A 20,266-nucleotide genomic window follows, 5' to 3' on the forward strand; every position below is an offset into this window, starting at 1 on the left:
CTCGCGACACGAGTACGCCGAACGCACCTCATGACGTGCGATGAACCCGGACCGAGGAGGTCTCCCCCATGACCGTCGACCTGCCGGTGCAGGACGCACCCGGATGGCCCCCGCAGCTGGCCCGGTCCTACCGCCGCGACGGGGCGTGGGACGACGTGCGGCTGTTCGAGCTGCTGATCGACGCCGCGACATGCTGCGCCACGCGCGAGGCGCTGGTGGACGGCGACCGGTCCTGGACCTATGCCGAGCTCGTCGTGGAGGTGGAGGCGCTCGCGGCCGGGCTGCGCGGCGTGCTGGACGTCGGCGACCGCGTCGTCGTCCAGCTGCCCAACCGCGCCGAGGCCGTGCTGACCACGCTGGCCTGCTTCGCGGCCGGTACGGTGCCGGTCTGGGCGCTGCCGCAGCACCGCGAGCACGAGCTGACGGCGTTCGCTGGCCACTGCGACGCCCGCGCCCTCGTGACGATGGGCACCTACCGGGACTTCGACTACGAGGCGCTGGGTCACCAGGTGCGCGACCAGGTGGCGTCCCTCGACCACGTGGTCGTCGTGGGCACGCCCCGGTTCCCGGGCTCGGTCCCGTTCGCCCGGCTCGCGCGGGGGGCCGGGCAGCCACTGCCTCTGGTCCAGGACGGTCCGGCCTCGGCGGACGACGTCGCGGTGCTGATCCCCTCCGGCGGGACGACCGGCGCGTCGAAGGTCGTGCCACGCACCCACAACGACCTCGGGCACATGCTGCGCGCGGCCTGCGCGGCGAGCCGGTTCGACCGGTCGAGCCGGTACCTGGTCGTGCTGCCCGTGGGCCACGGCTTCGCCAACACCGGTCCGGGCGTCCTGGGGACTCTCGTCGCGGGCGGGACGGTCGTGCTCTGCCCGTCCCCGGCCCCGGAGACCGCCCTGACGCTCGCCGTCCGGCACCGGGCGACGGCCACGAGCGTCGTCCCTGCCATCCTCCAGCGCTGGGTCGAGCACCTCGACGAGCACCCCGACGCCGCGCCGTCGTTCGTCCTCGTGCAGAGCGGGGCCGCGCACCTCGCGCCCTCGCTCGCCGCCGCGGCGGAGCGGCACACCGGGTGCGTCGTCCAGCAGGTCTACGGCATGTCCGAGGGGCTGACGTGCGTGACCAGGATCGGCGACCCGCTCGACGTCCGCCGCGGGACGCAGGGCCGGCCGATCAGCCCTTTCGACGAGCTCCGGGTGGTGGACGACGACGGCGCGCCGCTCCCGGACGGGCAGGTGGGGACGCTGACCACCCGCGGCCCGTACACGGTGCACGGCTACTACCGGTCGCCCGACGTGAACCGGCGCGCGTTCACCCCCGACGGGTGGTACGTCACGGGAGACCTCGTGGTCCGGCGACCGGACGGCCGCATCGTGGTGAAGGGGCGCACCGGCGACACCATCAACCGCGGCGGTGAGAAGGTCGCAGCCGACGAGGTGGAGGACCTGCTCCGCGGCCTCTCCGGGGTCGAGGACTGCGCGGTCGTCGCGATGCCGCACCGCACCTATGGCGAGGAGGTGTGCGCGTTCGTCGTCGGGCGCGACGGTCGTCCGGTCGGGCACGGCGAGGTCGTGCAGCACCTGGAGGCGGTGGGCCTGGCTCGCTTCAAGGTGCCGAAGCAGGTGTTCGCCGTGACGTCCCTTCCGCTCACGGGCATCGGCAAGGTCGACAGGCGCCGGCTCCGCGCCGACGCCGCCCGGGCAGCCGCCGTTCGCGACGGTCGGGAGCACGACCGCGTCGACGGTCCCGAGGTCTCCCCGGTTGCGCCATCCGCCGCCGAGCCTTGTTGATCCCCCGGTCCCGCCCTAGCGTCCACAGCGACCGGGAAGCAGGTCGAGGAACCCAACGGGAGCAAGGAGCGCCCATGACGCAGGGACCAGGACTGAGGGCGATGGCGGACCTCGCCACGCCCATGTCCATCAGGGTCGGCGCCACGCTCGGGGTGGCCGACCACGTCGCCGCGGGGGCGACCACCGCCGAGGCGATCGCCGACCGCTGCGACGCCTTCGCCCCTGCGCTCGAACGGCTCCTGCTGCACTGGGTCTGGCTCGGGCTGCTCCACCGCTCGCCCTCGGGAGCGTTCGACCTGACGGAGCTCGGTGGACAGCTGAGGTCGGACCACCCGGCAGGCAAGCGGGACTGGCTGGACGTCCACGGGAGCGTCGGACGAGGGGACCTCGCGTTCGTCGAGCTGATGCACACGATCACGACGGGAGGTTCGGCGTACCGGGCCCGGTACGGTCAGGACTTCTGGGACGACCTCGACTCCGACCCGACCCTGCGGACGTCGTTCGACACCCTCATGCAACGCCACGTGGAGGCGGACCACGCAGGGATCGTCGAAGCGTACCCGTGGGCTCGGCACCGCACGGTCGTCGACGTCGCCGGCGGCAACGGCGCCATGCTGTCCAAGATCCTGCGCGCCCACCCCGGCCTCCGGGGCGTCCTCGTCGAGCTGGACGAGCCTGCCGCCCGGGCGCGGGCGGCGTTCGACTCGGCGGGCCTGCGCGAACGGGTGGACGTTGTGGTCGGGTCGTTCTTCGAACCGCTCCCCGCGCGTGGCGACGCCTACGTCCTGTCGGCCGTCCTCCACGACTGGGACGACGAGAGCTGCCTGCGCATCCTGCGGACCTGCCGTGCCGCGACGACCGCCACCGACCGGTTGCTCGTCATCGAGGCAGTGGGGCACGACGGCGAGTCCGTCGACCCCCGGATGGACCTGCGGATGCTCGCCTACACCGGCGGCAAGGAGCGTGGGGTGGGCGAGCTCGCGGACCTCGCCGCGCGTGCGGACCTGGAGGTCGTCCGGACACACCTCGTGCCGGGCAGCCGGTACATGGCCGTCGTCGAGCTCGCCCCGACCGGAGGGCAGCACCGGTGACGGTACTGCTGGTCGGAGCCGATCTCGGGTCGGCCACCGAGGAGCTCCTCGACGTCCTCGCGCTCGACACCGCCGCCGAAGAGCACCTCTGCCGGGCTCTGCAGTCCTCCGGTACGGTGGACGGGGCGTTCGTGCTCAGCACCTGCCAGCGCACGGAGGTCTACGTGTCCACCGAGGACTGCCGGCGCGCCGTGACCGCGGTCGAGAGGGCCTGGGCCTCCGCCGTCGGGTCCGCGCGGTCCGCGAGCGCCGGGGCGCTGCACGCCCGGAGCGGCGCTGCTGCGGCCGCACACCTGTTCGCCGTCGTCGGCGGGCGGCGGTCGGTGACGCCGGGCGAGACCCACGTCGTCGACCAGGTCCGCGGTGCCCTCAACCGGGCGCAGGGCCACGGCTTCCTCGACGCCGAGCTCAACACCCTCGTCCAGCAGTCCTTGCGGACCAGTCGGCGGATCCGTGCCCTCGACGGCGCCGGCACGGGCCCTGGGCTCGCGGAGTGCGCGTTGCAGGCCGCCGAGGCGCACGTCCGGATCGGGCCCGCGACCGACGTGCTGGTGCTGGGGGCCGGCATCGTCGGCCGGGACGCGGCGCGGGCAGCGGCGCGCCACCACGCGAACGTGGTGATCCAGAACCGGACGCTTCTCCGTGCCCAAGTCCTCGCCGACGAGGTAGGCGGCCGCGTCGCCTCGGGCCCCCTGACCGAGGCCCTCGCAGGGGCGGACGTGATCGTCTCGGCGACGTCCTCACCGACGCCGGTGGTCGACCTCACGGCGGCCCGGGCGGCAGCACGCTCCCGCGACGGACGCCCCCAGGTATACGTCGACCTGGCACGTCCTCGGGACGTGTCGGCCGAGGTCACCCGGCTCCCGAGCGTCCACCGCGTCGGTCTCCACGACCTCGGTCCGGCCGGCGGCCGGGCGAGGGACGCAGCCGTCGACGCCGTCGCCGTGGCCGACGCCGACGAGTGGGAACGTGCGCGCCGCGCCGCGGCCGCCGGTCCCCTGCTCGAAGCCCTGGGCGCCCGGGCGACCGAAGTCGTCGAGGACGAGGTGCGCCGGGTCACGCAGCTCCGCGGGACGCACGCCGCCGACGCCGAGCTCCTACGGACCTCGCTCCGGCGCGTCGTCAACCGCCTGCTCCACGCCCCGAGGACACGTGCACGCGCGCACGCGGTGACCGGCACCCTCGCCGAGTACGAGGCCGCGCTGGGCGATCTCTTCGCCGCACCGCGACGCTCCACGCACAGCACCTCGCCCCAGCACCGCAACCCGGAAGAAGTAGGCGCACGATGACAGCAGCCCATGAGTTGACGGCGCGGGCCGCGGCGACGTCCGAGCCCGCGTGGTTCGCCCTCTACCCGTACGGCGGTGGTGGTGTGGGCAGCTACCGGACGCTGCTCCCCATGCTGGCCGGGCACCACACGCACGTCCCGGAGCTCCCCGGGCGCGACCGGCGCCACCGGGAGTCGGCACACACGACGTTCTCCGCGCTGTCGGACGACCTGTGGGGTCAGCTCGCCACCGAGCTCGAGCACCGGGAGCCGGACGGCCTCGTCCTCTTCGGGTACAGCCTCGGCGGCATGATGGCCGCAGACATGGCCCGTCGGGTCGAGGCCGGCGGCGGCCAGGTCCGCGCCCTGGTCGTGGGCGGCGCCGCCTCGCCCGGCCGGTGGGACCACTCCGGTATCGCCGACCTCTCGGACGAGGAGTTCGTCGCACGGTTCCGCCGGCTCGGGATCGCGCCCGCCGAGGTGCTCGACGACGAGTGGATGGTGGCGCTGTTCATGTCGGTGTGGCGCGCCGACTCCCGCGTCGCCGAGTCCATCGTCCCGGCGCGTGACTTCTCCCTGCGGTGTCCGGTGATCGCCGTCGCGGGCACCCGTGACCCGCTCGCGGGCCGCGACGACGTCGAGGCCTGGACGGCGCTCGGGGGCCCCGGATCCTCGGGGAGCATGGTCCGGGGCGACCACGGGACCATGATCCGCAACCCGGTCAACGCCGCACGGCTGCTGCGGGACGCCGCCGGAGCCGGTGTCGCGCGCAGGTAGCGAGCGGCGCGTCCGGGGCACGGCCCGGCGGACCCGGGGACGAGCGGAGGGGGCGCACGCCAGGGCGTGCGCCCCCTCCGGGCCGGTCGTCGGTCCGGTCAGGCCGGCGCGCCGACCTGCAGCCCCAGCCGCACCGGGATCCGTGCGTAGCCGTTGACGACGAAGCTGCCCTGCGGCTCCAGCTTCTCACGCGGCGTGACCAGCTCCATGTCGGGGAAGCGCTCCATGACGGCGGGCAGGCCGATCTTCGCGGCGAGCGTGGCGAGCCGCGCGCCGAGGCAGTAGTGGACGCCGAAACCGAACGACAGGTGCTGCTTGTTCTCGCGGTCGACGTCGAACACGTCGGCGGTCTCCCCGTGGACGGCCGGGTCACGACCCACCCCGGCGAAGTCGACGAGGATGACGTCCCCGCGCTTCATCTGCACGCCGCCGATCTCGCAGTCCTCGACCGCGAACCGAAACGGCAGGTGGGCGACCGGGGACTCGACACGAAGGGTCTCGTCGAAGACGTCGTCCCACGAGACGGTGCCCTCCCGAAGGCCCTGGCGCAGCTCTGCGTCCTCGAGGACGTGGAGCAGCGAGTGGGCCAGACCGTTGACGAGGGTCTCGGAGCCGGCACCGAGCAGCAGGTGCAGGGTACCGATCATCTCGTCGTCCGACAGGCGGGACCCGTCCTCTTCCTTGGCCGCGATGAGGCCCGAGGTGAGGTCGTCACCAGGGTGGGCCTTCTTGTACTGGACGAGCTCGGCGATCGCGTCCTGCCACTGCCCGAGGTTGGCCTCGGCCTCCTCGTTGCTCAACGTGGTCTCGACGTTCTTGTGGCCGCCCGCCAGGACGTCGGCGCGACGGTCGTCCGGCACGCCGAAGAGGTCGCACATGAGCTGGGTCGGCAGCTCCATGCAGAACATGCCGCGGAGGTCGACGACGTCCCCGTCACGCCCGGCGGCCTCCATGCCGTCGAGGAGCTCGGTGACGCGCTTCTCGATGTGACCTCGCATGAGCTCGACCCGGCGTCCGGTGAACGCCTGCAGAAGGAGCTTGCGCAGGCGGGAGTGGTCGGCACCGTCGTTGGTCGCGAGTGTGTTCATCGCGGCCCACGTGATGAGCGGCCAGCCGTCGGAGATCCGACCCTCCATGAAGTCGGGCCAGTTGCGCCGCGGGTCCTTGGAGAACAGCTCCTGGTTGCCCATCATCTCCTTGGCGACGTCGTGGTCGTGCACGGACCATGCCAGCACACCGTCGGGGAGCTCGACGCGCGCGATCGGACCCTGCTCACGCAGGTGACGTGTCTCGCCGTGCGTGTCGAGGCCCTGAGGGTCGAGGACGTACGGGCACGCGGGTGCTTCGGTCGAAGTCATGGGACCTTGCCTTCCGTTGCGGTTGCGATGGCGGGGCCGCTGTGCTCGCAGCCCTGGTGTGGCGGGACGTGCTCCCCGATGCCTGCCGGGGACGGTCGGACGAGGCCGTCGTCGGCCGTCGTGGTTCAGGACTCCTTGAGCCCGACGGTGTTGCCCTCGAGGTCGCGGACAGCGGCGATCTTCCCCATCGGTGTCGGCGTGGGATCCATGACGACGGTCGCGCCGAGCGTCGTCGCGCGCTCGAGCGCGGCCCCGAGGTCCGCGACGGGGAAGTAGGGGACGAGGCCGACGTAGGGCGAGCTGTCGGAGGCTCGGCCGATCCCGCCGGACGGCGGCTGGTCACCGGCGGTGACGACGGCATAGTCGTCACCGTCCATCGGGTGGACGTCCCACCCGAAGAGCCGGCTGTAGAAGTCGTGGGTCTGCTGCGGGTCGCGGCTGGAAATGTCGAACCACACCGCCTGCGCGGAGGCGGTGGCACGACCGGTGTCGTTGCTCATGCCTCGGATGCTAGGTGGGCCGTGCGGCCCGGATTTCTCCTGGTGTGCGATCACACGCGGGGACCTCGTCCGGGCCGCGCGAGCCTGGCCCTTCCGCGGCGGATCGCGTCCAGGAGCCCGGGGTCGGTGAGCGCACGCACCTCGCGCTCCCACGCGTAGTCCCACCGGTAGCGCTCGCGGTCCTGGGACGTCGGGAGCCCGGGATGGCAGTTGATCTCCAGGACACCGACGTGCCCGGAGCCGGCGACGGCTCCGAGCACGTCGGCCGTCGTCAGGCGACCTGCCTCGTCGAGCCCTGCGAACGCGTCGTTCGTCGAGAGCCCGGCCCGACCCGCGGCCGCGACGAGGCGCCGGCTCCACCGGCGGATCACCGAGGCGCGCGGTGACCTCGACCGCGTCGAGGGCGCACGCACGTAGCCGACCCCGGCGTCGAGCGTCAGTTCGATGACGACGTGTGCCACCGCCGGCAGGAGGTGCACGTGCTGGTGCGTGTTGACGTGCGTCAGGCTCAGCCCGAGGTCGTGCCGGAGCAGGTCGAGCTGTGCCCGACCCTCGGCGCGGACGTCGTCCGGGTCCACGCGCCCCGCCAGCACGCGTGCGGCGAGGTGCCGCCACGACGCCGGCAGGGCTCCGGACCGGTCGACGAGTGTCGGGACCTCCCTGCGGGTGAGCAGCGGTGGGTCCTCGCCCACGAACACCAGGTGCGCCCCGAGCGCCAGCCGCGGGTGATCGGCGGCCTCGCCGACGACGCGTCGCAGAGCGCGGCCGTTCGCCATCACCGACGCAGCCGTGACGACCCCGCGCTCGTGCGACGCCAGGATGCCCCGGCTGATGCCCTCGCTGATGCCGAAGTCGTCAGCCGTGATGATCAGGTCGAGCAAGGACGCCTCCTCGGGTCGGCGGGAACACCCAGTGCCGGAGCAGCAGGTAGCGGACCAGGATCGACGTGGCGTCGGCACCCACGACGACGAGCACCTCGAGCACCCGGTGGCCCGGGTCGAGGGCCGAGAAGGCGACCGCGGCGACGGCGAGGCTCGCCAGCAGTGCCACCGCCGCCTTGACGTGCTGCCGCCAGACGGGCTCGGACCTCTCCTCGGTGAAGGAGATGCGCCGGTTCCCCTCCGTGTTGACGACGGTGGCGACGGTCAGTGCGACGGCGTTCGCCACGACGGGCTCCCACCACGTCCGCAGCAGGACGAACCCGCCCAGGTGGATGGCGCCGGTGACGGCACCCACGACGGCGAACCGGACGAACGGTGCCCGCCACGCGCCGGCCACCACCCTGTCAAGCACCGACTGTCCCCTCGTGGCGTACGCCGGGGACCCGGCGGCTCCGCACCATCCGGAGGATCTCTCGGAGGAAGCTGCCCACGGTCGGGAGCACGTCGACGGAGGAGCGCGGGTCGTCCAGGCAGTCGACCGGGACCTCCTGGATCCGCAGACCGGCAGACTGCGCGAGCACGAGGAGCTCCGTGTCGAAGAACCAGTGGTCGGCCTGCACGTCCTCCATGACCTGCACGAGCGCGTCGCGGCGACCCGCCTTGAACCCGCACTGCGCATCGCTGAAGCGCGCACCGAGCACGACCCGGAGCAGCAGGTTGAGCGAACGGGACAGGAGTGCCCGGTGCACCGACCGTTCGACGTGCGATCCGGCGAGGTGCCGGCTCCCCACGCTGAGGTCGCTGTGACCGGACAGGAGAGGTGACAGCAGCGGCAGGAAGGCGTCCAGGCCGATGGACAGGTCGGCGTCGATGTACGCGACCACGACGGCATCGCTGGAGATCCACGCGTTCCGCAGCGCGAGCCCGCGGCCCCGAGCCGGGTCGGAGAGCACGCGGACACCGTCGAGCTGCCGGCAGAGGGCGGCCGCCACGGCTGGTGTGCCGTCCGAGCTGCCGCTCTCGGCGATCGTGATCGCGAAGGCCCAGGGCAGTGCGCGAGACAGGTAGGCGTGCAGCGTGCGGACGTTGGCGTCCAGGACGTCCGCCTCGTTGTACGCGGGCACCACCACGTCGACGGTCGGTGCTTTCGTCGGTGGCGTCATCGGCCCTCCCGTTCGGTCGCGAGGCGACGCTACCCAGGGGCTCGAGGGAGGACGACTCATGATCTGCGGGTGGGGGCCGCGCGCCGCTGCCCGGGAGTTGCCGCAGCCCTCCGGGTGACGTTGGCTGCCGTCATGGCCGAGATTCGGATGACGCCCTGGCTGAACGAGTGGGACCGCGGGCAGCGCGCGTACTTCGGCGGGGACCACAAGGCGGCGCACTTCGCGGCCCTGGCGGCCAGCCTCCGTGCGCACCTGCCGCCGGGCGGTGTCGTCCTGGACTTCGGCCCGGGCGACGCGTTGCACGCACCGAGCGTCGTGGCCACGTCCCGGCACCTGATCCTGTGCGAAGCTGCCCCGGCCATCCGGGCGCACCTGACCACGACGTTCCGGCAGCGACCGGAGGTGACCGTGATCGGCCCCGAGGACACCGAGACGCTCCCGGCCGGCTCCGTCGACCTGGTCCTGGCCCACTCGGTGCTGCAGTACCTGACGGCTCCGGAGGTCGAGACCTTCCTGGCTGCCGCCGCTCGCCTGCTCCCGCCCCGGGGCGTCCTCCTCGTCGGCGACCTCATCGATCCTCGGACGTCGCCACTGGCCGACGTGTGGCAGCTGGTGCGCTTCGCCGGCCGGGGTCGGTTCCTGGGCACAGCGCTGGCGAGGCTCGCCACCCTGCCGGCGACCACCTACGCACGGACCCGACGCGACCACGGGCTCGTGTCCTACTCCTTCGCGGGCCTGGCGCGGGACGTCGGCGCGTACGGCTTCGACGTACGACGCCTGCCCGTGAACCTGGGGAACAACCGTGCCCGGTGGACCCTGCGCGCCACCCGTCGGGCCGCGCCGGACGACGGTCCCACCGCTACCAGGGCACCGTGGCCCGCGCGTCGATGAACTGGCCGGAGGGTGCGTCGTCAGGGAGGGTGACCGCCCGCAGGACCACGTCGGCACCCTGGTCGGCCGTCCGGCGCGCCCGGGCGTTGCCTGGCGTCAGTTCGGTCCGCACGAACCCAGGGCACACGGCGGTGACCTTGATGCACGTCCCGCTGAGCAGCTTCGCCAGCGACACCGTGAACGAGTTGAGCCCGGCCTTCGACGCCTGGTAACCGGGCCAGGCCGTGGCGAAGTAGGGCGAGTCCGGATCTGTCTGGTGGGACATCGAGGACAAGCTCGTGGACACGTTGACGATCCGACCCTGAGAGCTCTCGCGGAGCAACCGGAGGAACGCGTCGGTCACGTGCACGGCACCCAGGAGGTTGGTGCGGACCGCCTCGTCGAACGAGACGACGTCGAGCCGCCCGCGAGGGTGCCCCGGACGCTCCTCAGGGAGGACACCGGCGTTGTTGACGAGCACGTCCAGACAGCCCAGCTCGTCCTCGACGAGGTCCGCGGCGGCCCTGGCGTCCTCCGGCCGGGTGACGTCGAGGCCTACCGGCAGGACGCGGCCCTGGGATGGCGCCCACGAGTCCACGGCGGCACGCGCGTCGCTCAGCCTCCGTGCGGCGACGACGACGTCGTAGCCGCGGTCGGCCAGCCGGATCGCGGTGGCACGGCCGATCCCGCGGTTGGCACCGGTGACGAGTGCGACGGGCATGTGCTTCCTCCTCAGTCGTCGGTCGGCGCGCTCGCGCACGCCTGGTCCCAGACCGCTCTGATCGACGCGTCGAGAGGTGTCACGGGCGCCCACCCGACCTCCCGCCCGATCTTGCGGATGTCGGAGCAATGGGTCATGACGGCCGCGGACCGGCCGGACCCCGGGCGGCGGCCGGTCACGACAGGGCCGCGGAACCCGGTGACGGCCCGGATGCGCGCGACGACGTGGTCGAGCGGGACGGCCACCCCCGTCCCGACGTTGTAGACGCCGTGGACGGCCGGCGCACGGGCCACGGAGTCGACCGCCGAGACGACGTCCTCCACGTCCACGAGGTCCCGTGCCGCCGCCAGCGACCCCACCTCCACGGTCCCGTCCGGCGCGCCGGCCGCGATCTGCCGGCACACCGCACCCACGAACCCACCGCACCCGGCGCCGATCACCGTGGTGGCCCGGAGCACCGTCGCGGACGGTACCGCAGCCAGGACGTGGTGGGTCCCCGCGAGCTTCGACCTGCCGTAGTCCGCCAGCGGCGCGGCAGCGTCGTCCTCGGCGCAAGGCCTGGAGCCGCACGCCGCCCCGTACTCCGCGGCCGAGCCGAGGTGCAGCAGCCGCGGCCGGCCGCCCGCTGCCGCGACGGTGCCGGCCAGGTCGCGTGCCAGGTCGGCGTTCGACCGGTACAGCATGGCCCGGGACCCGGCCGTCGCGCCGGTGCAGTTGACGACCAGGTCCGGTGGGGATGCCGCCAACATGTCCGCGAGCGCCCCGACGATGTCGCCGTCCGGGATGCTCGAGCGGTCGAGGGCGGCCACGTGCCAGCCGCGGCGAGCCAGCCCCGTGCGGACGTGCCCACCGACGAATCCCGTCGACCCGACCACGACGGCGCGCATCACGCGCCCTTGAGGAGCGAGCTGCGCATGTGGCCGAACTCTTCGTTGGCGCGGTCGTAGTCGTCCGGTCGGCCGATGTCGAGCCAGTACCCCTCGTGGACGAACTCCGACGGGTTCCGCCCGGCACGGATGAGATCGAGGATGAAACGGTCGAACCCGAGCGCCTCGCCCAGCCCGTACTGGGAGAGCGCGTCCCGCGACACGGCGTACACCCCCATCGACACGCGGTAGTCGTACGTCGGCTTCTCGATGAAGTCGACGATGCTGCCCTGGTCCGCCTCGATCACCCCGAGGTCGACCTTGACCTGCCTCCGGTACGTCGCGACCGTCAGCGGGGCGGCGTTGGAGACGTGCGCACGCAGGAGCCTCATCGTGTCGATGTCGGTCAGCACGTCACCGTTCATGACGAGGAAGTTCTCCGGCAGCGTGTCGCGGGCGCCGACGACGGGCCCGAGCGTGCCCAGCGGCTGGAACTCGTTGATGTACACGATGTCGAGCCCCCACCGCCTGCCGTCCCCGACGAAGGACCTGATCAGGTGGCCGAAGTGGCCGATCGCCAGGGTCACCTTGCTGAACCCCTGGTATGCGAGCTGATGGAGCACGATCTCGAGGATCGCGTGGTCCTCCCCGATGGGCACGAGCGGCTTGGGGAGCCGGGTGGTGTACGGGCGGAGGCGCACTCCTCGGCCGCCGGCCAGGATCACTGCTTCCATCTCATCGGCCTTTCCACGGGGAGAAGAGCGACTCACAGCTGGTACAGGTCCGGCTTGTACGACAGCAGGCGGCGAGAATCGGCCATCCAGTCGCGCGTCGCCTCCAGCCCTTCCCGGAGCGTCACCCGGGGCTGCCACCCGGTCGCGTTCCGCAGCCGGGTGCTGTCGCACTCGAGGTGCTGGACCTCGGCGGCCGCGGGCCGGACACGCGACGGGTCCGCGACGACGTCCAGGTCGACGCCGACCACCCGGGCGATCTCTTCGACGACCCGGCTCATGGGCCACGAGGTCCCGGTCCCGGCATTCAGGGTGGCGCCGTTCCAGCGGTCGGCGGCGAGGGCGCCGACCGCCTGGAACGCGGCCACCGTGTCCCCGACGAACATCAGGTCCCTGCGTGGCGCCAAGGACCCGAGGGAGAGGGTGGTCCGACCCGTCATGGCCTGCGACATGACGGTGGGGATGAACGCTCGTGCCGACTGGCGTGGTCCGAACGTGTTGAAGGGACGGATGGTGACGGCGTGCACGTCGAAGGCCGCGACGTAGGACTCGACGAGCTTGTCTGCGGCGATCTTGGTCGCGGCGTAGGGCGACTGCGCCTGCAGTGGGTGGTCCTCGGCGATGGGGACCGTGACGGCGCTTCCGTACACCTCGCTCGTGGAGGTGTGCACGAGGCGGCCCCCGTGGCGGCGGATCGCGTCCAGGACGTTCTGGGTGCCGAGGACGTTCGTCTCCACGTACGAGCGAGGCGCGTGGAAGGAGTAGGGGACGGCGATCAGTGCCCCGAGGTGATACACGACCTCGGCGGAGGCGAGCGCCTGTCCGATCACCTCGGCGTCCCGCAGGTCGCCGAGGACGACGCGGACACTGCCGAGGACGTCGGCGGGGACGTCTTCGAGCCAGCCCCAGGCGCCCGTCGAGTTGTACTGCGCGAGGGCGACGACATCGGCCCCGGAGCGGACGAGCCCTTCGACGAGGTGCGAGCCGATGAACCCGTCAGCCCCGGTGACCGCGATCCTCATGGCCTCGGGGCCCCCTCGCCCGTCATGTTCGCGACCTCGGCCTCGACGCCCTCGACCATCGGGTCGCGCAGGGCTCCGTCGACGCGCTCGAGGAAGATCGCCAGCAGCACGCCGCCCACGAGCATCAGGACGGCACCGATCGTGAAGCCCAGGGTGAACCCATTGGTCATCGCGACCTCCACCGGTTCTCCCGCGGTGACGTCGCTGAGGAACCGGCGTGTGGCGAACGTGACCAGCACGGCCAGGCCGAGCGCACCCCCGATCTGCTGCGCGGTGCTCTGCACCCCCGACGCGAGACCGGAGTCCTGCTTCGTGACACCGTGCAGCGCGGCGTTGGTCGCGGCCGGCATGGTGGCACCGGCGAAGACGGCGAAGACGAGCATGCCGGGCAGGATCCCGAGAAGGTACGAGCTCTCGGTGGACACGAAGCTCGTGAGCCCGAGTCCCACACCGGCCCCGATGAACCCTGCGACGACGACCGGCTTCACGCCGATCTTGGGGACGAGAACGGACGACGCGCCGATGCCGATCCCGATGCCGATGCCGAGCGGCAGGTATCCGAGCCCGCTCTGGAGCGGGCTGTAGCCGAGGACGTCCTGCTCGAAGAGCGTCAGCATGAACGTGTACCCGATGAAGGCCGCCATGAAGAACAGACTCGTGAAGTTGACGACCGACCGTGTGCGGTTGTGGAAGAACCCTCGAGGGAGAAGGGGGTCCGCGACGCGACGCTCGATGACGAGCATGGTCAGGATCAGCGCGATCCCTGCCACGACCGGGAGGACCACGGCCCCCGAGCCCCAGGGGTTCTCGGCAGCCTGCAGCAGCCCGTAGACGATCGCGATCAGGCCGGTGGTCGAGGTCACGGCACCCCAGACGTCGAGCTTGCCCCGCTTCTCGGTGGCCCGGGACTCGTCGAGCAGTGCAGGAATCGCCACGAGCGCGATGAGCGCCACCGGCAAGTTGATGAGGAAGATCCAGCGCCACGACGTGAAGTTCGTCAGCAGGCCGGAGAACACGTACCCGAGGGTGCCACCGAGTGCGACGAGGCCGCCCCAGATCCCGAGGGCCTTGGAACGTTCCTTGGCGTCGGTGAACAGCAGTGCGATCAGCCCGAGCGAGGCCGGCGCGGCGAGGGCCTCGGCGGCACCCTGGCCGAACCGCCCGACGATCATCATCGCCGGGTGCGTCGCGAGCCCGCACAACGCGGAGGACACGGCGAAGACGACGACGCCGATGATCAGCAGTCGGCGGCGCCCGTAGTAGTCGGCGAGACGGCCGCCGAGGATGAGCAGCGAGCCGGCCGCGAGGGCGTAGCCGTTCACGACCCAGGTCAGGCCGGTCTGGTCGAACGCCATGCCGTCCTCGATCGCCGGGAGCGCGACGTTCACGATGGTCATGTCCAGCAGGATCATGAACTGGAGCGCGGACAGGACGAAGAGCGCCTTCCAGCGTCGGGGGTCGGTGCCGGGCGGGTGGACTGTGGCCTTCTGACGGGATGCCATCTGTAGTTTCCTCCGGACCGCTCACCATGGTGAGACGGACCTCGTTCCGGTGACTTCGGTGGGCACGGTCGTGGACGATCCCACCACAGGGTTCCTCGTGGCGCGCCTGGGAGTCCCCGTGCTGGCCATGCCGTGACGCTAGAGGTCCCACGCCGTCTTGCCGTCTCCTGGCTTGCGCCGCTACGAGCCGAGACTCGACGCAAGTCGCGAGAAGTCTCCGGCCGGGTGGCCACCTAACCTCGGTGAGGTTCCTCCTCAGCCCCGAATCGGACCTCGGACGTTCCCATGCACATCGGCGCAGGACAGCTCGACGTGGTCGAGAGACGACAGGTCGCGGTCGACGCTGTCGAGCTGACGCTCCGCCGTCCCGACCTCGGACGCCTCACCGACTGGACGCCCGGGGCGCACGTGGCGCTGACCCTGCCGAACGGCATGGTGCGGCCCTACAGCCTCTGCGGTGACCGGTGGGATCCCAGCACGTATACGATCGCGGTGCGGCGCGACGTCGACGGGACGGGCGGTTCCGCCTACCTCCACGACGTGCTCCGGGTGGGTGACGCCGTGGGCGTGGGCACGCCCCGCAACTCGTTCCCCCTTGTCCCTGCCACGAGCTACGTCTTCGTCGCCGGCGGTATCGGGATCACCCCGTTCCTGCCGATGATCCAGGCCGCGGTAGGCCTCGACATCCCGTTCCGGCTCGTGTACATCGGGCGGGACACCGCATCGATGCCCTACGTGGACGACCTGCTGACGGGGCCCCGTGCGGAGCACGTGCAGGTGCACACGACGAGCGACCACGGCCGCCCGGACCTTGCCGAGGCCGTCGGTCCCCTGACGGACGGTGCGCGGGTGTACGCGTGCGGACCCACCGGCATGAGCGATGTCCTCGGAGATCTCGCCCGGTCGTGGCCGGACAACACCCTTCGGACGGAGGCGTTCGCCCGTCCAAAGGCGCTCGAGACCGACGAGCCGTTCACAGCCGAGCTCCGGCGTACCGGAGCCACGATCACCGTTCCGCGCAGGACCTCGCTGCTCGAGGCGATACAGACCGCCGGGGTCGACATCCTGTCGTCGTGCCGCGCGGGATCTTGCGGGGCCTGCGAGACCCCGGTGCTCCACGGAGAGGTGGATCACCGCGACACCATCCTCACCGACGGCGACGTCGGCGTGATGTTCCCTTGCGTGTCCCGGGCCCGTGAGGGGCTCGTGGTGCTGGACCTGTGAGCGAGGTACCGATGTCATCCGCCCTGGCACGACCCCAGACCGTCCCGGCCATCGACTCCGACCCGTACGGCGAGGCCGGCACCGTCGACCCGACCCCGTTCCAGGTGGCGGTGCGCGAGACGGCCGACGTGGTCCGGCTCGCCCGGTACGACTGCTATGCGACGGGGCGCCACGAGCATGTGACGAGTGTGCTGCGCAACTGGCAGGACTTCGGTTCGACGCACGGTGTCGGTCTGTCGAACTTCGCCACCGGCAAGCCCTGGCGCCAGAAGAGCATCCTTCTCGAGGCGGACCCTCCGCACCACGACGCACCGCACCGGGTGCTGGCAGACATCCTGGGCCCGCGGACCCAGCGAACGCTCCGCGAGGACTGGTTCGCGGACGCAGAGACGCTGGTCGACCGCCTGCTCGGACGCACCACGACCTTCGACGCGCTGGCGGAGCTCGCCATGGCCTATCCGCTCGAGGCCTTCCCGAACGCCGTCGGTATCGCCAAGGGCGACCGGCACCGGCTCATGGCCTTCAGCGACTTCCTCTTCAACGCCTTCGGCCCGCGCAACGCGTTGGTGCGGGAGGCAGGTCCCGCCGCGAGGTCCCACTCGGAGTGGGTGAACGAGAGCTGCCGGCGTGAGGCGCTGGAACCGGGTGGGCTCGGTGAGATGATCTGGGCCGCCGCGGACCGCGGGGAGATCACGGCGGAGCAGGCACCCGATGTCGTGCGGTCCTTGTTCGCCGCCGGGGTGAACACGACCGTCCACGCGCTCGGTTCGCTCCTCTACGCGCTGGCGAACCACCCTGAGCAGTGGGAGCTGGTCCGTCAGGACGAGGGGGTACGGCGTCGGGCCCTCGACGAGGCGCTCCGGTGGTCGACTCCCGTGCAGTCCTTCTTCCGCACCACGACTCGCGACGTGTCCCTGGCCGGCACCGCGATCGGCGCCCACGAGAAGATCATGGTGCTGCTCGGTGCCGCCAACCGCGACCCCCGGCGGTGGCACGCCCCGGACGCCTTCGACGTGACCCGCGACCCCGCGGGGCACGTCGGCTTCGGCACCGGACTGCACGCGTGCCTCGGTCAGAGCTTCGCTCGACTCGAGGCGGAGGCGCTGCTGACGGCGATGGCACGGCGGATCAAGACGATGGAGCCGGCCGGCGACGCCGTGCCCCGGCCCAACAACACCCTCAGAGCCTGGGAACACATCCCGGTCCGGGTCACGACGCAGACCTGACGGTGCGCGGCGCCTCCCAGCGGGCGACCGCCTGCCGGGCGGCACCGGCGGCGGGTGCCGCCCAGCAGGTCGGGCCGGGTCGTCAGGCGTTCTCGAGGAAAGCCATCACGTATCTGGACCAGGCCGCCTGGTCCAGGAGGTGGTCGCAGCCCCTCATCGTGAGGAGCTGCGCGTCGGGGATGCCGTCGGCGATCTGGACGCAGGCGTCGTGGATGCCGCCGTCACCGACGTCACCGCGCATGACGACCGTCGGGACCTGGACGTCGGGGAGCTTCTCGAACGGGATCCCGGTGTGGTCGCGGCTGATGATGGCGTCGTAGTACGCCGAGTAGGCCATCGACTCGAAAGCCGCCCACGCGGGATGCTGCTTGAAGTACTCCATCTTCTCCGGGCTGATGAACCCGACGATGTCGCGGCCGAACATCTCCACGATCTCGCCGCGGCGCTCCTCGTCGATGAGTCGGCGGATCGCGGCGAGCTGCTCGGTCGTCGCCTCCGGCGACCGGTAGGGCGGCTCGTAGAGCGCCATGCGCCGGATGTCCAGACCCGCTGCCGCTCCCTCGATCGCGACCATGGCGCCCGTGCAGTTGCCGAAGACGTCGCAGGGCTCGCCGACGGCCTCGATGACCGCCCGCAGGTCCTCGACCTCCGTGTCGAGCGTCCACGCGTCCGGGTCCCCCAGATCGCTGTCCCCCCGCCCGCGTCGGTCGTAGTTGTAGACGGTGAAGCGCTCGGCCATGATCCCGGCCATCGGACGGAACATGGCGCGGTCGTTCAGGCCGCCACCGACGATGACGACGGGTCGGCCGGTACCGGACCTCTCGTACGCGATGCGGGTGCCGTCCGCGGAGGTGACGAGCTCCACGGGGAGGTCGCGCTCAGCGGCGTAGTCGGCGTCGAGCGGTAGCGGGCCCCGCTCCTCGACGGTCGTTGCGGAATTCATCGGACCTCCCGTGTCTGCTGCCCGAGCGGTGTGTCGGGACTCGGCATCACCGTAGGACTGCGGGCACCGCGCGCGTTCTTCTCGTGTGCTGTCGCCATGCGCCCCGGCCGTCCGGCAACCAGGGAGTTGGCCGGGATCCCCGTGGTTGGGAACGTGAGCGCGACAGCGACGACGAAGGGACCACGATGGCCGCCGTTCTGACCCCGTCCGACCGGGTACGTCCTCCGGAGGCCGTCGGCCCTCTGGCACCGCGCGACATCGGGAGCAGGGTCGCCCTGACGCTGATCTGTCTCGCTGCGGCCCTGATGTACTCGTGGAGGATCTCCGAGGCCGACCTCGGGAACACGTACTACGCCGCTGCGGTCAGATCGATGCTGCAGAGCCCGACGAACTTCCTGTTCGGTGCCGCCGACCCCGCCGGGATGGTATCGGTCGACAAGCCGCCGCTGGCGCTGTGGGTGCAGGCCGCGAGCGCCTCGGTGCTCGGGTTCGACGACTGGGGTCTGTTCCTCCCCCAGGTGCTCGCCGGAGTCCTGACCGTCTTCGTGCTGCACCGGGCGGTCCGCCTGTGGGCAGGAGAGCGCGCTGCGCTGATCGCCGCAGCGGTCATGGCGTTCTCTCCGGTGACGGTCGTGCTCAACCGCCACAACAACACCGACACGCTGCTGATCCTCTTCCTCGTCCTCGCCGCCTGGGCGTTGACGCACGGCCTGCGACAGGACACCGACCGTCGGCGGCGCGCCTGGCTCGTGGGCGCGGCCGTCCTGATCGGACTGGGATTCAACACCAAGATGCTGGAGGCCTGGATCGTCCTGCCGGCGTTCGCCGGGGCGGTCGTCTTCGGCGTCGCAGGTGCTTCCGTGCGTACGCGGATCGGTGACCTGGTCCGGTCCTTCGCCGTGCTCGTGCTGGTGTCGTTCTCGTGGTCGGCGCTGCGCGACCTGTGGCCGGGCGAGAAGCCGTACATGGGAGGCACCGTCTCGGACAGCGCGTTCGAGCTCGTCTTCGGGTACAACGGCTTCGGAGCGTTGTTCGGCTCGGGCCAGGCGGCCGGCGGTTCGGGCCTCAACGTGCCGCTGTCGGTCGTCGGGCTCTTCGGCGGCGAGGCCGGCCTGGGGCGCCTGTTCTCGATGGAGACCGGCGGGCAGATCGCGTGGTTGCTCCCGTTGTGCGCCGTCGTCCTCGCGTACGTGGGCGCCGGAGCGTATCTGCGCGCCTGGCACGCGGAGCCGTGGGCACCGTACCCTCTCGCCGGCGGGTGGGTGCTGTGGGGCGGGTGGCTCGTCACCAGCTTCACCGTGCTCAGCTTCACCCAGGGGATCTTCAACCCGTACTACGTCTCCCTGCTGGTGCCCGCCGTCGGTGCGGTGGCCGGGGCAGGACTCGTCAGGCTCTGGGACGCCCAGCGCGACGGCGACCGGCGCGCACTGGCGGTGCTGGCCGCCGGGGTCGTCACCACAGCGGTCACCGCGATCGTGCTGTCCGGCCGGTTTCCCTCCTGGCACGGCTGGGTCGGCTGGGTCGCCGCCGGCCTGGCGCTGGTCACCCTCGCAGCGCTCGCCCTGCCACGCTCGAGGAGGTCGGGGAAGGGCCTCGTCGCCGTCGTCGCCACGGTCCTCGTCGGCGCCGTCTCCTGGTCGGTCGCGTCGGCAGCGATGTCCCCGTCGTCGGGAGGCTTCCCGAAGGCCGGGCCCGTGAACGAGCGCTTCGAGTCGATGCGCGACGGCGTGCTCGTCCCGGTCGACCTGGCCCGGCTCCCCATGCCGCCCGTGCCGTTCGACGAGGGCCCGCCACCCACGGAGATCCCTGACGAGCTGGCGGCCCTGACCGACCCCGAGCACACAGGTCCGGTGCGCGCCGGAGGATTCGCCGGCAGCACGATGTCTGCCGAGAACGCTGCCGTGCTGGCCCACGTACGTGCCCGTGCCGACGGCGTGGCGCTGCCGCTGCTGACGGAGGGCGGCGGCCTCGCCTCCTCCGAGTTCATCCTCGACAGTGACGTGGTCGTCGCGGGGATGGGCGGGTTCCTCGGGGCGGACCCGGTCCCGACGGTGGAGACCCTCGACGACTGGAAGGAGTCGGGGACCCTCCGCTTCGTGCTGTCGGCCGCACCCGGTGCGGGCCGGGTCGGGGGCATCGCGGGCATGGGCGGGGTCGAGGCCCAGGAACGGGTCGACTGGGTCCAGGCGAGCTGTGAGCTCGTACCTCCCGCGGAGTACGGCGGGACGGAGTTCTCGCCCACCGACGACCTGCCCATCCCCAGCTACGGCGACTCCGCGCTCTACGACTGCGGCTGACCGCCCACCACTGCCGAGACCCGCCGGGGCGGGCGGG

The 20,266-nt window shown here is 71.8% G+C and carries 19 protein-coding genes; 8 read left to right on the top strand and 11 right to left on the bottom strand.

What is annotated here, in order from left to right; genetic code table 11:
• The first annotated feature begins 68 nt into the window (after nucleotides 1–68).
• The 4 genes from AC3RJ8_RS17430 to AC3RJ8_RS17445 all read left to right on the top strand — a co-directional run bounded on the left by AC3RJ8_RS17430 (nucleotide 69) and on the right by AC3RJ8_RS17445 (nucleotide 4,925).
• Nucleotides 69–1,790 (top strand): (2,3-dihydroxybenzoyl)adenylate synthase, encoded by a 1,722-nt coding sequence (locus tag AC3RJ8_RS17430; RefSeq protein WP_489713808.1) that lies wholly within the window; start codon nucleotides 69–71, stop codon nucleotides 1,788–1,790.
• Nucleotides 1,791–1,864: 74 nt separating this feature from the next.
• Nucleotides 1,865–2,881, top strand: a complete 1,017-nt coding sequence (locus tag AC3RJ8_RS17435; RefSeq protein ID WP_489713809.1) for a methyltransferase — start codon at nucleotides 1,865–1,867, stop codon at nucleotides 2,879–2,881.
• Nucleotides 2,878–4,170, top strand: a complete 1,293-nt coding sequence (locus AC3RJ8_RS17440; RefSeq protein ID WP_489713810.1) for an NAD(P)-binding domain-containing protein — start codon at nucleotides 2,878–2,880, stop codon at nucleotides 4,168–4,170. Before AC3RJ8_RS17435 ends, AC3RJ8_RS17440 begins: the two co-directional genes overlap by 4 nt.
• Complete coding sequence (locus AC3RJ8_RS17445) at nucleotides 4,167–4,925, top strand: thioesterase II family protein (protein ID WP_489713811.1); 759 nt, start codon at nucleotides 4,167–4,169, stop codon at nucleotides 4,923–4,925. Before AC3RJ8_RS17440 ends, AC3RJ8_RS17445 begins: the two co-directional genes overlap by 4 nt.
• A gap of 98 nt (nucleotides 4,926–5,023) precedes the next feature.
• On the opposite strand, the gene AC3RJ8_RS17450 is transcribed toward AC3RJ8_RS17445, so the two are convergent.
• The 5 genes from AC3RJ8_RS17450 to AC3RJ8_RS17470 all read right to left on the bottom strand — a co-directional run bounded on the left by AC3RJ8_RS17450 (nucleotide 5,024) and on the right by AC3RJ8_RS17470 (nucleotide 8,827).
• On the bottom strand, nucleotides 5,024–6,283 hold the full coding sequence (locus AC3RJ8_RS17450) for a cytochrome P450 family protein (protein WP_489713812.1): 1,260 nt from the start codon (nucleotides 6,281–6,283) through the stop codon (nucleotides 5,024–5,026).
• Between the two features lie 125 nt (nucleotides 6,284–6,408).
• Nucleotides 6,409–6,783, bottom strand: coding sequence for a VOC family protein (locus AC3RJ8_RS17455; RefSeq protein ID WP_489713813.1), 375 nt, complete (start codon nucleotides 6,781–6,783; stop codon nucleotides 6,409–6,411).
• 50 nt (nucleotides 6,784–6,833) lie between these two features.
• The gene (locus AC3RJ8_RS17460; protein ID WP_489713814.1) at nucleotides 6,834–7,664 is read right to left on the bottom strand and encodes a carbohydrate deacetylase; all 831 of its coding nucleotides are present in this window, start codon (nucleotides 7,662–7,664) and stop codon (nucleotides 6,834–6,836) included.
• The gene (locus AC3RJ8_RS17465) at nucleotides 7,639–8,076 is read right to left on the bottom strand and encodes a GtrA family protein (RefSeq protein ID WP_489713815.1); all 438 of its coding nucleotides are present in this window, start codon (nucleotides 8,074–8,076) and stop codon (nucleotides 7,639–7,641) included. The genes AC3RJ8_RS17460 and AC3RJ8_RS17465 overlap by 26 nt, the downstream gene beginning before the upstream one ends.
• The gene (locus tag AC3RJ8_RS17470) at nucleotides 8,069–8,827 is read right to left on the bottom strand and encodes a glycosyltransferase (protein ID WP_489713816.1); all 759 of its coding nucleotides are present in this window, start codon (nucleotides 8,825–8,827) and stop codon (nucleotides 8,069–8,071) included. Before AC3RJ8_RS17470 ends, AC3RJ8_RS17465 begins: the two co-directional genes overlap by 8 nt.
• 132 nt (nucleotides 8,828–8,959) lie before the next feature.
• Between AC3RJ8_RS17470 and AC3RJ8_RS17475 the strand changes: the two genes are divergently transcribed.
• Entirely contained in the window at nucleotides 8,960–9,718 is a 759-nt protein-coding gene (locus tag AC3RJ8_RS17475) for a class I SAM-dependent methyltransferase (RefSeq protein ID WP_489713817.1), read from the top strand.
• On the opposite strand, the gene AC3RJ8_RS17480 is transcribed toward AC3RJ8_RS17475, so the two are convergent.
• From AC3RJ8_RS17480 to AC3RJ8_RS17500, 5 genes are read right to left on the bottom strand one after another with little or no spacing between them, the layout of a single operon-like run.
• Entirely contained in the window at nucleotides 9,687–10,418 is a 732-nt protein-coding gene (locus AC3RJ8_RS17480; RefSeq protein WP_489713818.1) for an SDR family NAD(P)-dependent oxidoreductase, read from the bottom strand. The two genes, AC3RJ8_RS17475 and AC3RJ8_RS17480, sit on opposite strands and share 32 nt — an antisense overlap.
• Nucleotides 10,419–10,429: 11 nt before the next feature.
• Complete coding sequence (locus AC3RJ8_RS17485; RefSeq protein ID WP_489713819.1) at nucleotides 10,430–11,305, bottom strand: NAD-dependent epimerase/dehydratase family protein; 876 nt, start codon at nucleotides 11,303–11,305, stop codon at nucleotides 10,430–10,432.
• Entirely contained in the window at nucleotides 11,305–12,018 is a 714-nt protein-coding gene (locus AC3RJ8_RS17490; RefSeq protein ID WP_489713820.1) for a sugar phosphate nucleotidyltransferase, read from the bottom strand. The genes AC3RJ8_RS17485 and AC3RJ8_RS17490 overlap by 1 nt, the downstream gene beginning before the upstream one ends.
• Nucleotides 12,019–12,050: 32 nt before the next feature.
• On the bottom strand, nucleotides 12,051–13,037 hold the full coding sequence (locus AC3RJ8_RS17495; RefSeq protein WP_489713821.1) for a GDP-mannose 4,6-dehydratase: 987 nt from the start codon (nucleotides 13,035–13,037) through the stop codon (nucleotides 12,051–12,053).
• A complete protein-coding gene (locus tag AC3RJ8_RS17500) occupies nucleotides 13,034–14,539 on the bottom strand; it encodes an MFS transporter (RefSeq protein ID WP_489713822.1) in 1,506 nt (501 codons plus the stop codon). The genes AC3RJ8_RS17495 and AC3RJ8_RS17500 overlap by 4 nt, the downstream gene beginning before the upstream one ends.
• Nucleotides 14,540–14,851: 312 nt before the next feature.
• Here AC3RJ8_RS17500 and AC3RJ8_RS17505 point away from each other — a divergent pair, with 312 nt between their 5' ends.
• Both AC3RJ8_RS17505 and AC3RJ8_RS17510 read left to right on the top strand, forming a co-directional pair.
• Nucleotides 14,852–15,763 carry a PDR/VanB family oxidoreductase gene (locus AC3RJ8_RS17505; protein WP_489713823.1) on the top strand — a complete coding sequence of 304 codons (912 nt, stop codon included), beginning with the start codon at nucleotides 14,852–14,854 and terminating at the stop codon, nucleotides 15,761–15,763.
• A gap of 11 nt (nucleotides 15,764–15,774) precedes the next feature.
• A complete protein-coding gene (locus AC3RJ8_RS17510) occupies nucleotides 15,775–16,989 on the top strand; it encodes a cytochrome P450 (protein ID WP_489713824.1) in 1,215 nt (404 codons plus the stop codon).
• A gap of 82 nt (nucleotides 16,990–17,071) precedes the next feature.
• On the opposite strand, the gene AC3RJ8_RS17515 is transcribed toward AC3RJ8_RS17510, so the two are convergent.
• Nucleotides 17,072–17,932 carry an alpha/beta fold hydrolase gene (locus tag AC3RJ8_RS17515; protein WP_489713825.1) on the bottom strand — a complete coding sequence of 287 codons (861 nt, stop codon included), beginning with the start codon at nucleotides 17,930–17,932 and terminating at the stop codon, nucleotides 17,072–17,074.
• A gap of 185 nt (nucleotides 17,933–18,117) precedes the next feature.
• Here AC3RJ8_RS17515 and AC3RJ8_RS17520 point away from each other — a divergent pair, with 185 nt between their 5' ends.
• Nucleotides 18,118–20,229 carry an ArnT family glycosyltransferase gene (locus tag AC3RJ8_RS17520; RefSeq protein WP_489713826.1) on the top strand — a complete coding sequence of 704 codons (2,112 nt, stop codon included), beginning with the start codon at nucleotides 18,118–18,120 and terminating at the stop codon, nucleotides 20,227–20,229.
• Nucleotides 20,230–20,266 lie beyond the last annotated feature (37 nt).

It is taken from the genome of Isoptericola sp. MSGPD8_1_ISO-PGPR-S23-394 (assembly GCF_058072785.1).